This is a genomic window from Stenotrophomonas maltophilia, assembly GCF_047497515.2.
Classification (GTDB): domain Bacteria; phylum Pseudomonadota; class Gammaproteobacteria; order Xanthomonadales; family Xanthomonadaceae; genus Stenotrophomonas.
The window spans coordinates 30,030-44,157 of the sequence record NZ_JAXAXL020000015.1; the positions used below are offsets into that span (position 1 = coordinate 30,030).

The 14,128-nt window shown below is 68.2% G+C and carries 13 protein-coding genes; 11 read left to right on the forward strand and 2 right to left on the reverse strand.

Annotated elements, in window-relative coordinates:
• The first annotated feature begins 121 nt into the window (after positions 1-121).
• The 6 genes from ACMZPQ_RS17780 (at position 122) to ACMZPQ_RS17805 (ending at position 5,492) form a co-directional block, all read left to right on the forward strand.
• Positions 122-1,870 (forward strand): glutamine--tRNA ligase/YqeY domain fusion protein, encoded by a 1,749-nt coding sequence (locus ACMZPQ_RS17780; RefSeq protein WP_053511385.1) that lies wholly within the window; start codon positions 122-124, stop codon positions 1,868-1,870.
• Between the two features lie 43 nt (positions 1,871-1,913).
• Positions 1,914-2,567 (forward strand): hypothetical protein, encoded by a 654-nt coding sequence (locus ACMZPQ_RS17785; RefSeq protein ID WP_197582588.1) that lies wholly within the window; start codon positions 1,914-1,916, stop codon positions 2,565-2,567.
• 48 nt (positions 2,568-2,615) lie between these two features.
• Positions 2,616-3,338, forward strand: coding sequence for a DUF6348 family protein (locus ACMZPQ_RS17790; RefSeq protein ID WP_197582587.1), 723 nt, complete (start codon positions 2,616-2,618; stop codon positions 3,336-3,338).
• 97 nt (positions 3,339-3,435) lie between these two features.
• Positions 3,436-3,996, forward strand: a complete 561-nt coding sequence (locus tag ACMZPQ_RS17795; protein ID WP_004154307.1) for a nucleoside deaminase — start codon at positions 3,436-3,438, stop codon at positions 3,994-3,996.
• The gene (rlmM, locus tag ACMZPQ_RS17800) at positions 3,980-5,047 is read left to right on the forward strand and encodes a 23S rRNA (cytidine(2498)-2'-O)-methyltransferase RlmM (RefSeq protein ID WP_197582586.1); all 1,068 of its coding nucleotides are present in this window, start codon (positions 3,980-3,982) and stop codon (positions 5,045-5,047) included. The genes ACMZPQ_RS17795 and rlmM overlap by 17 nt, the downstream gene beginning before the upstream one ends.
• A 49-nt stretch (positions 5,048-5,096) precedes the next feature.
• On the forward strand, positions 5,097-5,492 hold the full coding sequence (locus ACMZPQ_RS17805; protein ID WP_197582585.1) for an EF-hand domain-containing protein: 396 nt from the start codon (positions 5,097-5,099) through the stop codon (positions 5,490-5,492).
• Positions 5,493-5,608: 116 nt separating this feature from the next.
• On the opposite strand, the gene ACMZPQ_RS17810 is transcribed toward ACMZPQ_RS17805, so the two are convergent.
• Both ACMZPQ_RS17810 and ubiH read right to left on the reverse strand, forming a co-directional pair.
• Positions 5,609-6,790 (reverse strand): UbiH/UbiF family hydroxylase, encoded by a 1,182-nt coding sequence (locus ACMZPQ_RS17810; protein WP_197582584.1) that lies wholly within the window; start codon positions 6,788-6,790, stop codon positions 5,609-5,611.
• Positions 6,787-7,995, reverse strand: coding sequence for a 2-octaprenyl-6-methoxyphenyl hydroxylase (gene ubiH, locus ACMZPQ_RS17815; RefSeq protein WP_197582583.1), 1,209 nt, complete (start codon positions 7,993-7,995; stop codon positions 6,787-6,789). Before ubiH ends, ACMZPQ_RS17810 begins: the two co-directional genes overlap by 4 nt.
• A gap of 106 nt (positions 7,996-8,101) precedes the next feature.
• On the opposite strand from ubiH, the gene ACMZPQ_RS17820 reads away from it, so the two are divergent.
• From ACMZPQ_RS17820 to ACMZPQ_RS17840, 5 genes are all read left to right on the forward strand, one after another.
• The gene (locus ACMZPQ_RS17820; RefSeq protein WP_197582582.1) at positions 8,102-8,686 is read left to right on the forward strand and encodes a hypothetical protein; all 585 of its coding nucleotides are present in this window, start codon (positions 8,102-8,104) and stop codon (positions 8,684-8,686) included.
• Positions 8,687-8,694: 8 nt separating this feature from the next.
• On the forward strand, positions 8,695-9,249 hold the full coding sequence (locus ACMZPQ_RS17825; protein WP_197582581.1) for a cob(I)yrinic acid a,c-diamide adenosyltransferase: 555 nt from the start codon (positions 8,695-8,697) through the stop codon (positions 9,247-9,249).
• Between the two features lie 9 nt (positions 9,250-9,258).
• The gene (locus tag ACMZPQ_RS17830) at positions 9,259-10,197 is read left to right on the forward strand and encodes a histone deacetylase family protein (protein ID WP_197582580.1); all 939 of its coding nucleotides are present in this window, start codon (positions 9,259-9,261) and stop codon (positions 10,195-10,197) included.
• Between the two features lie 89 nt (positions 10,198-10,286).
• A complete protein-coding gene (gene lptD / locus ACMZPQ_RS17835; RefSeq protein WP_197582579.1) occupies positions 10,287-12,788 on the forward strand; it encodes an LPS-assembly protein LptD in 2,502 nt (833 codons plus the stop codon).
• Positions 12,785-14,128 carry a peptidylprolyl isomerase gene (locus ACMZPQ_RS17840; RefSeq protein ID WP_197582578.1) on the forward strand — a complete coding sequence of 448 codons (1,344 nt, stop codon included), beginning with the start codon at positions 12,785-12,787 and terminating at the stop codon, positions 14,126-14,128. Before lptD ends, ACMZPQ_RS17840 begins: the two co-directional genes overlap by 4 nt.

Consider the following 14,128-nt stretch of genomic DNA (forward strand, 5'->3'; position numbering starts at 1 on the left):
GGCACTACCGGAAGAGGGGTTGGTAGTGCCGGCCGCTGGCCGGCAACCCAGGCGCCGCCGGGCAGCCCTGCGCCGTACGCGCTAGACTGTTGGTCTTTCTGCCCTTTTTCGCCCCAGACTCATGTCCGAGCACACCCCCGCCAGCCCCGAGACCCCCGCCGACAGCCACGAAAAGCGCGATTTCATCCGCCAGATCGTGCGCGAGGACCTGGCCAGCGGAAAGCACCAGGCGATCAAGACCCGCTTCCCGCCCGAGCCGAACGGCTACCTGCACATCGGCCACGCCAAGTCGATCTGCCTGAACTTCGGCATCGCCGGTGAGTTCAGCGGTGTCTGCAACCTGCGCTTCGACGACACCAACCCGGCCAAGGAAGACCCGGAATACGTGGCCGCGATCCAGGACGACGTGCGCTGGTTGGGCTTCGAGTGGAACGAGCTGCGCCACGCCTCGGACTACTTCCAGACCTACTACCTGGCCGCCGAGAAGCTGATCGAACAGGGCAAGGCCTATGTCTGCGACCTGTCGGCCGAGGAAGTGCGCGCCTACCGCGGCACCCTGACCGAGCCGGGCCGCCCGTCGCCGTGGCGCGACCGCAGCGTCGAGGAGAACCTGGACCTGTTCCGCCGCATGCGCGCCGGTGAGTTCCCGGATGGTGCGCGCACCCTGCGCGCCAAGATCGACATGGCCAGCGGCAACATCAACCTGCGCGATCCGGCCCTGTACCGCATCAAGCACGTCGAGCACCAGAACACCGGCAACGCGTGGCCGATCTACCCGATGTACGACTTCGCGCACGCGCTGGGCGATTCCATCGAAGGCATCACCCATTCGCTGTGCACGCTGGAGTTCGAAGACCACCGCCCGCTGTACGACTGGTGCGTGGACAACGTCGATTTCGCCCACGACGATGCGCTGACCCAGCCGCTGGTCGACGCCGGCCTGCCGCGCGAAGCCGCCAAGCCGCGCCAGATCGAGTTCTCGCGCCTGAACATCAACTACACGGTGATGAGCAAGCGCAAGTTGATGGCGCTGGTCACCGAACAGCTGGTGGACGGCTGGGAAGACCCGCGCATGCCGACCCTGCAGGGCCTGCGCCGCCGTGGCTATACCCCGGCCGCGATGCGCCTGTTCGCCGAACGCGTGGGCATCAGCAAGCAGAATTCGCTGATCGACTTCAGCGTGCTGGAAGGCGCGCTGCGCGAAGACCTGGACAGCGCCGCGCCGCGCCGCATGGCCGTGGTCGACCCGGTCAAGCTGGTGCTGAGCAACCTGCCCGAAGGCCACGAAGAGCAGCTGACCTTCAGCAACCATCCGAAGGACGAAAGCTTCGGCAGCCGCCAAGTGCCGTTCGCACGCGAAGTGTGGATCGATCGCGAGGACTTCGCCGAAGTGCCGCCGAAGGGCTGGAAGCGCCTGGTTCCGGGTGGCGAAGTACGCCTGCGCGGCGCCGGCATCATCCGCTGCGATGAAGTGATCAAGGATGCCGACGGCACCATCACCGAGCTGCGCGGCTGGCTGGATCCGGAATCGCGCCCGGGCATGGAAGGCGCCAACCGCAAGGTCAAGGGCACCATCCACTGGGTCAGCGCCGTGCATGGCGTGCCGGCCGAAATCCGCCTGTACGACCGCCTGTTCTCGGTGCCGAACCCGGACGACGAATCGGAAGGCAAGACCTACCGCGATTACCTCAACCCGGAATCGCGCCGCACCGTCACCGGCTATGTCGAGCCGGCCGCGGCCAGCGCCGCCCCGGAGCAGTCGTTCCAGTTCGAACGTACCGGCTACTTCGTTGCCGACCGCCGCGACCACGCCGAGGCCAAGCCGGTGTTCAACCGCAGCGTGACCCTGCGCGACACCTGGTCGGCCTGAGGACCTGCGCGGGCGCCAGCACGGCGCCCGCACGCCCGCGACGATGATCACCGCCCTGTCTGCCCTGCTCTGGTTCATCTCGCAGCATCCGCTGCTGACGTTCTTTGCAGCGATGGTGCTGGCCGGGCTGGTCTCGTGGTGGCGCCGCTTCCCGGGTTACGCCATCGTGGTGTTCCCGCTGGCGATGCTCAACATCTTCCTAGGCAGCTTCCTCAACGCCACCTTCCTCAATGCAGTGGGCGAGCGTGGTGAAGCGGTGATCGTCAAGGCCGAGGAAACCAACTCCACCCTCAACGAGCAGTACATCTGGCGCTACGAAGCGGTGCTGCGTACCGCCGAGGGCCGTGACGTGGAGGTCGTGTTCCATACCAACACCGCCTCACTGTGGCCACTGGAGAACGCGATCCGCATTCCGGCGCAGAACCAGCCGTTCGTGGTGAAGTACACCCCGGGCTTCCCGCGCAACTTCGTCATCCTCACCAACGAATCGCCGCACGGCATCGCCCAGGCCCGGGCCAGCGCACGCGAGCGGGTGGAGGTGGCGGCACGCAAGCTGCATTTCAGCCCGGGCAATGCAGAGTTCCGCGAAGACTATCGCCTCGAGCTGGACACCTGGCTGCGTGATCATGGCAACGATCCGCAGCAGCAGTCCGACGCGCAGCGCTATCGCGCCGAACGCGAAGCACTTGACCACTAGCACCAGGCCCGGCCTGGATGTTCCACCCGATCCATCCACAGGCCTGACATGACCACGACGTCCACCGCCCTTCTCCCGCTGCTGCAGCAGGTGCTGCAGGAAAACGGCATCGCCTGCCGCGTCGACGGCAGCGCACTGCTGCTGGACAGCGGCCTGCGACTGACCCCGCATGCGATGGCTGCGCACGAACGGGACAACGGTGGCTGGCAGACCTCTACCGTCATCGAGATCCAGCACCCGCTGCTGTTCGCCGATGGCCTGTTCGAGTACCAGCACGCCAATGGCGCCGATGAGCACGCTTCGCTGCTGTCCGGCCTGCAGACCTGGACCCGGGTGGACCTGGCAACCCTGCAGACCGCCGTCGGCGCCGCAGGCGCGCAGGGCCTGCCGATGATGGGCCTGTCCTATCCGGCCGAGGACGAGGGTGAGGATCACCAGCGCACCGTGGTGCTGGGACCACTGGCCCACTACCGCGCGCAGGAGGTGGATGAAACCACCTGCAGCGAAGACGACCACGGTTCCTGCCCCTGCTGCCTGTTCACCCGCAGCATCGATGCCTTCGACGAGCTGCTGAGGGCGCGTCAGTTCCTGGCCATCCGCCTGTTCGCCTCGCGCGATGCCGAGGGCTGGTGCGAGGCCGATTGCCGGGTCAACGGCCACGACTTCGCCGCCGCCCTTCCCCTGCTGCGCGCCTACGCGGCCAGCTGGCCAAAGGCCGGCCTGGAGTTCCGCAAGCAGTACGTGGTGATCCGCACCGGCTCGCCGGGCTGACCCCTCGCCACACCCGGTACAGGCCGGTGCGGCTACACTGCGCGCCGGTTTCCCAAGCAACCGCACTTTCTTCCATCCCACACGAGGCACCCCCGCGATGCTGTACGCGCAAGTCCACCTGACCCTTCCCGCCTGGATCCACGACCAGATCGACCTGGATCGTCGATATCCGGGCGATGAGGCCAAGGTCGCGCTGGCGATCGAGCTGTCGCGGCTGAACGTCGAGCACGCCAGTGGCGGCCCTTTCGGTGCGGTGGTGTTCGGCCCGGATGACAAGGTGATCGCTGCCGGCGTGAACCGGGTGATGCCGCACGCGACCTCGCTGGCACACGCCGAGAACATGGCCTACATGCTGGCCCAGCAGCGCCTGCAGACCCCGCGCCTGAACGCGGTGCTGTCGCCGGTCACCCTGGCCACCAGTTCGCAGCCGTGTTGCCAGTGCTACGGCGCCACGGTGTGGGCCGGCATCGACCGCCTGCTGATCGGCGCCAACTCGGCCGACGTCGAGGAGCTGACCCCGTTCGACGAAGGCCCGCTGCCGGCCGACTGGGTCGGTGAACTGAACAAGCGCGGCATCGAAGTGGTGCAGGGCCTGAACCGGGACGCCGCACGCAGCGTGCTGCGCGCCTATGGGGAAAGCGATGGCGCCCGTTACTGAGGCCGGCATCGGCCTGCTGTGCCTGTGCCGGCAGGGCTTCGAGCCCGAGCTGGCCGGCGAGCTGCAGTTCCGCGCGGGCGAAGCCGGTTTCGCCGGCTATGCGCGCACCCAGCGCAATGACGGCTATGTGCTTTTCATGTGCGACGAAGCCGCTGCATTGGCACCGCGCCTGCGCTGGCGCGAGCTGATCTTCGCGCGGCAGAAGCTGGTGGTGCTGGCCGAGCTGCCGCAGCTGGATCCGGCCGACCGCATCACGCCGATGCTGGAGGTGCTGGCCGATGCGCCGCGCTTCGGCGACCTGTGGGTGGAGCATCCCGACTCGGATGCGGGCAAGCCGCTGTCCGGCCTGGCACGTGCCTTCGGCAATGCACTGCGCCCGGCGCTGCGCAAGGCCGGCAAGCTGACCGACAAGCCGAACAACCACCTGCCACGCCTGCACGTGGTGTTCGTCGATGGCACCCACGCCTTCGTCTGCGTGGCCGACCCGGCCGACAGCGCGCCGTGGGCGCTGGGCATTCCGCGCCTGAAGCTGCTGCCCGAAGCGCCCTCGCGTTCGGCGCTGAAGCTGGACGAGGCGCTGTTGACCCTGCTGACGCCGGAAGAGCGCGAGGCACTGGCCAAGCCTGGCATGCGTGCGGCCGACCTCGGTGCTGCACCGGGCGGCTGGACCTGGGTGCTGACCCGCCAGCACATGCACGTACTGAGCATCGACAACGGCCCGCTGCGCCAGCACGTGCTGGACACTGGCCTGGTCGAGCACCTGCGCGCCGACGGCTTCCACTGGCACCCGGAGCAGCCGCTGGACTGGATGGTCTGCGACATGGTCGAGCAGCCGCGCCGCGTGGCCGAGCGCATGGCGACCTGGTTCCGCGAAGGCTGGTGCCGGCATGCGATCTTCAACCTGAAACTGCCGATGAAGAAGCGTTGGGACGAGACCCGGCTGTGCCTGGACCTGTTCCAGGACCAGGCCGGCAAGCCGCTGGTGGTGCGCGCCAAGCAGCTGTACCACGACCGCGAAGAGATCACCGTACTGGCTTCGCCGCTGCGCTGAGGCCATCGTGCCCGCCGGGCATGGCCCGGCGCTACCGAGGGATGCAACCATGCGATACCGCTCGACTCCACTACTGATCGCCTTGCTGGCGGCGGCGCCTGCCCTTGCCCAGCAGTTGCCGCATACACCGGCGCAGAGCCAACCGCTGGGCCCGACCGGTGGTACGATCCGCCAGCAACCGCTGGGCGCAGGCCGGGTCACCGGCAGCGTGGAGATAGCGCAGCCGGCCGGCGAGGCACAGGTGACGGTACGTTCGCTGGAGCCGAGCAGCGTGGTTGGCCAGTACCGCATCCGTTTCAGCGAGCTGGACGTGAACGGCGATGGCTTCATCAGCCGCGAAGAAGCACAGGCCAACCCGGCGTTGGCCGACGAGTTCAACGCGCTGGACCGCAAGCACCGCGGCAAGCTTGACCGTGCCGACCTGGCGGGTTGGCTGGTCGATTGATCCACTGTCGCGATCTTCATCCACGCATGGCGTGGATCTACTGACGCCGGGCACACGACCCTCTCTCGGTAGGTGCCAACCTAGGTTGGCACCTGCCAGAGCGGCCTGTACTCCGATCAGACGCCGGCGGCGCGCTTCCAGAACGCCTGCACCAGAGGCGGCCACTTGCCCACGCAGCCCAGCGCGCGGCCGCGGGCCAGGGTCAGGTGCATCTCGTCGTTGGAGAACAAGCGGTTGATCGCATCGAAGCTGTAGGCGGCGATGTGATTGTCGCTGCGACGTTCGCGGGCCCAGCGCTGCAGCCGCTGCGGTGACAGGCGCGGCTGGCCACGGCGCGCAGCCGAAGGCGCCAGCCACTGCTGCAGGGCGGCGACGTCGCGCAGCCCCAGGTTCACGCCCTGCCCCGCCAGCGGATGCACCACGTGCGCGGCATCGCCCAGTGCCAGCACGCGGCCGGCCACGTAGTGCCGGGCCAACTGCCGGCGCAGCGGGAACGCGGCGCGCGGGGACGCCAATCGCAGTTCACCCAGGCGGGCGGCGAAGGCGCGGGTCAGTTCGCGGTTGAATGCCGTCTCGTCCAGGGCCAGCACGCGAGCGGCCTCGTCTTCGGGCAGCGTCCAGACAATCGAGCTGCGGCGCTCGGCCACCGGCAGCAGCGCCAGCGGCCCGGTCGGCAGGAAGCGCTGCCAGGCCGTGGCCTGGTTCGGCAGCTCGCTGTCCACGTAGGCCACCACGCCACGCTGGTGGTAGTCATGCCGCTCGACCTCGATCCCGGCCAGCTGGCGCAGGGTCGATTCGGCGCCATCGGCGGCCACGGCCAATGCGGCTTCCAGGCGGCGCCCATCGTCCAGGCGCAGGCGAACACTCTCTTCATCCTGCTCCAGCGCTTCCACCCGCGCCGGGCAGTGCAGCTGCACGCCGGCCGCCGTCAGCGCGGCCCACAGGCGATCCTGCAGCAGGCCGTTCTCGACGATGTAGCCCAGTTCGCTGCGACCGAAACGATCGGCATCGAACAGCAGATCCTCACCGCCGGCCGCATCCCACACCTGCATGCGCCGGTACGGCCAAGCGCGGGCCTGCGCGATCGCCGGCCACACGCCGAGGCGCTGCAACAGCTGCACATTGTCGGCGGCAAAGGCGAACACCCGCAGGTCCGGCTGTGCGGCCTGCCACGGCGCTGGCTCGCGGCCTTCGACCAGTGCAACAGAGAGACCGGCATCGGCCAGCGCCAAGGCACAGGCCGCACCGACCACGCCGCCGCCGACGATCGCCACGTCCAGTCGCGCGCGCCGGTTCATGCGGCGTCTCCACGGCACAGGCGCGGCACCTCGCCGCGGAAGCCCATCGCGCCACCGACCAGCATCGACTGCACCGAGGCGCGCTGTGCGGCCACCAGGCCCAGGCTGCGCAGCGGCCGCAACAGCGGCGCCGGGTTGCTGGTCAGGCGTGCCAGCCCACCGGAGAACGCCACTGTCTGCCGGCGATCTTCCTCGCGGCGCGCGACATACGCCTGCAGCAGCGCATCGCTGCCGGCATCGTCGTTTGAATCCTCCAGCAGTTCAGCCAGGGTCAGCGCATCGCGCAGGCCCAGGTTGAAGCCCTGCGCACCCAACGGGTGGATGGTCTGTGCGGCATTGCCGAGCAGTACCGCGCGCTCTCCGGCCAGCGCGCGCGCCAGCACCTGGATCAGCGGGTAAGCACTGCGCGGGCCCGATTCCAGCAGGCGACCGGCACGCCAACCGATCGCATGCTGCAGCCGCTGCAGCCATGCCGCATCGTCCAGCGCCGTCACCGCATCCGCCTGATCGCGGGCAACGCCGTGCACGGTGCCGAAGTGGCGGTCGCCACGCGGCAGCAGCGCGGTCGGGCCGGTATCGGTGAAGCGCTCCCACGCCGTACCGTCGGGCGCGCGCTGGCTGCGCACGCGGGCGACAAACAGCGTCTGCTGGAAATCATGGCGGTCGACCTCGATGCCCAGCGCATCGCGCACGCCACTGGGGGTGCCATCGGCACCGACCACCAGCCGGGCCAGCAGCAGGCGTTCGCCCGCCTCGTCGGCCACCCGCACCTGGCGGTAGCCATCGACCACCTCGCCCAGGCCCAGGAATCGCATCGGCCGGTAACGGCGCAGTCGCGGCAGCTCCTGCAGCCGTGCCTCCAGGGCCTGGCCGAAATCGCGCGCCACCACCACCTGCCCGAACCACGGCCGGTCGTAGTCGGCGGCGTCGAGCTGGACCCGGCCGAAATCGCCGGCGCGGCTGACATGGATACGCCGGATCGGGCCCGGCGCCATCGCCAGCTTCTGCATCACGCCCAGCGCGGTCAACGCGTTGACGGTGGCCGCAGCGAAACTGAGATTGCGCTGGTCGAACACCGCCGGCAGTTCGCCGGCCGGGCTGGCCTCAAGCAGGCCCACGTCACGGCCCAGGCGCTCCAGGGCAATGGCCAGGCTGGCGCCGACCAGCCCGCCCCCGACGATCAGCACGTCATGTCGTTCACTCATGCGTTCATGATACGCGCTCGTCCCGTCTGTACGCCGAACGGCGGGCTCTGCGCCAAGCTGCGGGGCGGGCTAGAATGAAACCTGAATCCGCTCCGGGCCCGCCGCCATGTCCGACACCGTCAACCGCGCCTTCGTCCTGTCCGTGCTGGTCCTGCTGCTGGCGGCGACGCGCGTCAACCACTTCGCGGCGATCCCCGATGCTTCCTGGGCGGTGTTTTTCATCGGCGGCTTCTACCTGGCGCGCTGGACACGCTGGGCGTTCCCGCTGCTGATGGTGTTCGCGGTGCTGGTCGACTGGATCGTGATCCGCAGCAGTGGCCTGGATTTCTGGCAGCACTACTGCGTCTCGCCGGGCTACTGGTTGCTGCTGCCGGCCTATTTCTCACTGTGGGCCGGCGGCATGCTGCTGGGCCGCAACTACCAGAGCGCACGCTGGCCAGTCCTGGCCAAGGGCGCCCTGCTGCTGGTCGCTTCGGTGGCGGTCTGCCACCTGCTGGCGCAGGGAGGCTTCTACTGGACCAGCCGCAACGTGGCCGAACCGACCCTGGCTGGCTGGGCGCAGAACTATGTGCAGTGGTTCGGGCCCTACCTGCGCACCACGGCGATCTATGTGGCGCTGGCCGCCGCCCTGCAGCTGGCCGTGGAGCAGGTGTTGAAGCTCCAGCAGGCCCGCCGCGACATCCGCCACTGAGCCGCCGCATGGGTCATCGCCTCTCGCGTATCTATACCCGCACCGGCGACGATGGCAGCACCGGCCTCGGCGACGGCCAGCGCGTGGCCAAGGATGACGCCCGGGTCGCGTCCTACGGCACCGTCGACGAGGCCAATGCCGCACTCGGCCTGTTGCTGGCAGCCCCACTGCCCGACGACGTGCGCGCCCTGGTCGTGCACCTGCAGCACCAGCTGTTCGACCTCGGCGCCGAGCTCTGCATCCCCGGCCACGCCGCGATCCACGCGGCCGATGTCTCGGCGCTGGAGCAGCAGCTGGACCACTACAACGGCGGCCTGCCGATGCTGAAGGAGTTCATCCTTCCGGCCGGCGGCGAGGCGGCCGCACGCTGCCACCTGGCACGCACCATCGTCCGCCGCGCCGAGCGCGAGACGGTCACCCTGGCGCGCCACGAAAGCGTTCGCAGCGAGGCACTGCAATACCTCAACCGGTTGTCGGACCTGCTGTTCGTGCTGGCGCGGGTACTGGCCCGCGCCGATGGCCAGGGCGAGGCGCTGTGGCAACCACAGCACCGCCAGCGCTGAGTCGGCACGATGCTGGTCTATACCCATCCGTCCTGCCTGCTGCATGACCCCGGTCCCGGCCATCCTGAATGTCCGCAACGCCTGCAATCGGTGCTTGATGCGCTGCATGCGGCCTTTCCCGGCCAGCTCGAATGGCGTGAAGCGCCGCCGGCCAAGTTCGGCGAACTGACCCGCGTCCACGACAGTGCGCTGCTCGACCTGGTGCTGCAGCCGCAGACCGCGCCGCTGCGGCAGCTGGACATGGACACCTGGACCTCACCGGGTTCGGCCAGTGCCGCGGTGCATGCGGCCGGCGCCGGCGTGGCCGCGGTCGATGCGGTGATGCTGGGCCAGGACCCGCTGGCGTTCTGCGCGGTACGCCCACCCGGCCACCATGCCACCAGCAGCGCCGCGATGGGCTTCTGCCTGCTCAACAACATCGCCATCGCCGCCGCCTACGCCCGTGACCGCCACGGCCTGGAACGGATCGCGGTGGTCGACTTCGACGTGCACCACGGCAACGGCACCCAGGACATCTTCCAGCACGACGCCCGGGTCTCGTACTACAGCACCCACCAGGCTGGCCTGTTCCCCAATTCCGGGCTGCGCCGTGACCGCGGCGCCGGTAACCTGATGAACATCCTGCTGCCCCCCGGCAGCGGCGGTTTCCGCTTCCGCAATGTCTGGGCCGACGAGATGCTGCCGGCCATCGATGACTTCCGCCCGCAGCTGCTGCTGATCTCGGCCGGCTTCGACGCCCATCTTCGCGACCCGCAGGCCGACCTGATGCTGGAAACCGACGATTTCGCCTGGATCACCCGCGAGCTGCATGCGTTGGCACGGCGCCACGCGGCGGGCCGGGTGGTCTCGATGCTGGAGGGTGGCTACGACCTGCAAGCCCTTGCCGAGTGCAGCGTGGCCCATGTCCAGGCGCTGATCTCACCGGCAGCCGGCGGTGCTGCCGGATGAACCCGAACCGGCAGGCTTCGACGCCCTTCATTGCCCCTATGCAAGGGATGGGGCAAGCTACCGTTCGTTTTCGCCCGAATCCGAACCGCGTGCGCCGAGCCCTCCGCCTGCTTCCCCTGCCCCTGAGCATCGCCATCAGCCTACCGGTGATGGCCGATGAAAAGCCGCTCAACTGGGGCCTGTGCCCGGCCACCGACGTCATTCCTGCGTTCACCGACGCCCCGACCCCGCTTCCCGGCCAGGACAAGGCCAGCGCCGCCGCCGCGCGCGAGCAGCAGCCGACCGACATCGAGGGTGACCAGCTGCTGGGCACCACCACCGTGCCGCAATACGAGGGCAACGTGGCGCTGCGCCGTGGCGACCAGTTCGTCGGCACCGACAAGCTCAGCTTCGATACCGAAACCGGCAACTACATCGCCGACGGCAACGTGCGCTACCAGGACGGGTCGATCCGGATGGTCGCCAAGCGTGCCGAGGGCAACCAGGAAAGCGACACCCACAAGATCACCGACATCAAGTACCAGCTGGTGTCGCGCCGCGGCAACGGCGACGCCGAGTCGGTCGACCTGCAGGGTGCGGTCGGCCAGATGCACCGCTCCACCTACACCACCTGCGACCCCTCGCAGCCGGTGTGGAAGCTGTCGGCGCCGCAGATCGAAGTGGACAACGACGAAGGCTTCGGCACCGCGCGCAACGCCGTGCTGCGCATCGGCAAGGTGCCGGTGCTGTGGGCACCGTACTTCAAGTTCCCGATCGACGACCGCCGCAAGACCGGCCTGCTGTTCCCGCAGCTGGGCATGTCCGGGCGCAACGGCGTGGACTATGCGCAGCCGATCTACTTCAACCTGGCGCCGAACTACGACGATACGCTGACCCCGCGCTACATGAGCCGGCGCGGCATCCTGCTCGACAACGAGTTCCGCTACCTCTACAACGGCGGCCGGGGCGAGGTGTTGACCTCTTTCATCCCCAACGACAAGCTGCGTGATCGTGATCGCGGCCGGGTGATGTTCGCCGGTTATCACAACGTGGACAGCCACTGGCAGGCCCGCGCCAACCTGGCCTGGGTCAGCGACGAGCGCTATGTCGAGGACTTCGCCAACCGCCTGGTCGGCGTGACCGCGTCGAACCTGCAGAGCACGGTCGGCCTGTACGGCACCGGCAAGAACTGGACGGCCGGGATCATGGCCGACCGCTGGCAGCTGACCGACTACACCCTCGACGAGCGCGCGCTGCCCTACAACCGCCAGCCGCGCCTGTACTTCAACTGGGACAAGCCGGTCCGTTCATGGCTGGAAACGGGCATCTACGCCGAAGCCGTGCGCTTCACCCACGACGACATCAACTTCAAGAACGCCGTCGGCACCGGCGACGATCTGCAGTACACGCGGACGGGCCAGCAGCTCACCTCCGGCGTTGGTGTCAGCGGTGGTTCGCGACTGGACGTGAAGCCGTATGTGTCGTTCCCGATCAGCGGCGCGGCCTGGTATGTGACCCCGACCCTGGCCTACCGTTACACCGCCTACCAGCTTGACCGCGGGCTGGTCGACGGCGTCAACGGCATCCAGGCCCAGATCCTGCGCTCGCAGGACATCGACCCGACCACGGCCACGCCCGAGCAGCTGCGCGGCAATACCTCGCCCAGCCGCAGCCTGCCGATCGGCAGCATCGACGCTGGCCTGTTCTTCGACCGCGAAACCAGCATCCGCGGAAAGACGTTCCTGCAGACCCTGGAGCCGCGCCTGTTCTACCTGCGCACGCCGTACCGCAACCAGGACGAGCTGCCGATCTTCGATACGCGTGACTTCACCTTCAGCTGGGGCCAGCTGTTCCGCGATTCGCGCTATACCGGCGCCGACCGCCAGAACGACGCCAACCAGCTGACCCTGGCGCTGAGTACCCGCTTCATCGACCAGACCACCGGCAAGGAGCGCTTCTCTGCCTCGATCGGCCAGATCCAGTACTTCGATGAGTCGCGAGTGACCGTCACCCCCGGCGGTGAACCGGTGGAGAAGGGCAAGTCGGCCTGGATCGCCGACGGCAACTACATGATCAACGACCGCTGGACCCTGGGCGCCACCTACCAGTGGGATCCGAAGTACAAGCGCGAGGATCTGGCCAGCGTCCGCGCCCGCTACCTGATGCCCAACGATGGCGTGGTCAACCTGAGCTACCGTTACCGCATCAATGCCGGCGCCCTGCCCGGTGCGAACAAGCACGATCGGACCCTGCTGGAGCAGGCCGACCTGTCGTTCCTGTACCCGCTGAATGCGCGCTGGAGCCTGGTCGGCCGCTATTACTACTCGCTGCAGGACAAGGAACCGCTGGAAATCATCGCCGGCGTCCAGTGGGACAGCTGCTGCCTGGCCGTGCGTGCGGTCGCCCGCCGCTACGTGCGCAACCGCGAAGGCCAAATGAACAATGCCATCCAGGTGGAGTTCGTCCTGAAGGGCCTGAGCTCCATCGGCCAGGACACGGACCGTACGCTGCGCCGTGCTATCCTCGGCTACAACCGCGACGACCTCTATCTGGTGCCGCCCAGCAACACCGGGGCGACCCGGGATGACTACGATCCGAATCTGATCCCATGACCAAGCGCTTCCCCGTTCTTCTCGCCTCACTGCTGGCGGTGTCCAGCGTGTCCGCCCCCCTGCAGGTCCTTGCCCAGCAGGCGCAGGCGCTTGACCGCATTGCCGCTGTCGTCGATGAGGACGTCATCCTGCAGAGCGAACTCCAGCGTGCAATCGCCAACATCAAGGCGCAGTACGCCGGCCGTGAGAACCAGCTGCCGCCGGAAGACGTCCTGAGCCGCCAGGTGCTCGAGCGCCTGGTGCTGGTCAAGCTGCAGGTGGCCCGCGCGCAGAGCAGCGGCATCCGCGTCGGCGACCAGGAGCTGAACCAGGCGATGAATACCATCGCCCAGCAGAACGGTTCGAACCTGGACGCCCTGCGCCAGCGCCTGGCCCATGACGGCATCGATTTCAACGATTTCCGTGCGTCGGTGCGTGACGAGATCACCGTGCAGCGCCTGCGCCAGAGCTTTGCGCAGAGCCGCATCAGTGTCAGCGAGGGCGAAGTCGATGCCGCGCTGAAGCAGCAGGCCACGGCCGGCAACCAGTACCATCTGGCGCACATCCTGGTCGCCGTGCCCGACGGCGCCAATGCCGACCAGATCGCCACCGGCCAGAAGAAGGCCGACGGCGTGAAGTCGCTGCTGGACAAGGGCGAGCTGGACTTCAATGCGGCCGCCGTACGCTATTCGGACAGCCCCAACGCGCTGGAAGGCGGCGACCTGGGCTGGCGCAGCCTGGATGAAATCCCGCAGGCGTTCGCGCAGATGATGGAAAAGATGAAGCCGGGCGAAGTGGTCGGCCCGATCCGCGGCCCCAGCGGCTTCCAGCTGCTGAAGCTGGTGGAAGTGCGCGATGCCAGCGCGGCTGCCGGCGCCAGCACCGTTACCGAGTACCACGGCCGCCACATCCTGGTGCGCGTGGACGACCACCAGACCGACGCAGCCGCCAAGGCCAAGATCGATACCCTGCGTGCCCGCATCGCCGGTGGCGCGGACTTCGAGACCGTTGCCAAGGAGTCCTCCGAGGACAACAACAGCAAGGGCCAGGGCGGCGATCTGGGCTGGTTCCCGGCCGACGCGTTCGGTCCGGCGTTTGGCCAGCAGGTTTCCGGCCTCCAGGATGGCGGCGTCAGCCAGCCGTTCCGTACCGATGCCGGTTGGCACATCGTGCAGCGCGTGGCCACCCGCCAGACCGACGTGACCAACGATAACCAGCGCGCCCAGGTCCGCGAGACCATCGGCCGCCGCAAGCTGGAGGACGAGTACAACCGCTTCCTGCAGGAACTGCGCGGCGAAGCCTACGTCAGCTTCCGCAGCGGCGACCGCGCGGAAAACACCGCCACGCCGCCGCAGTCCTGA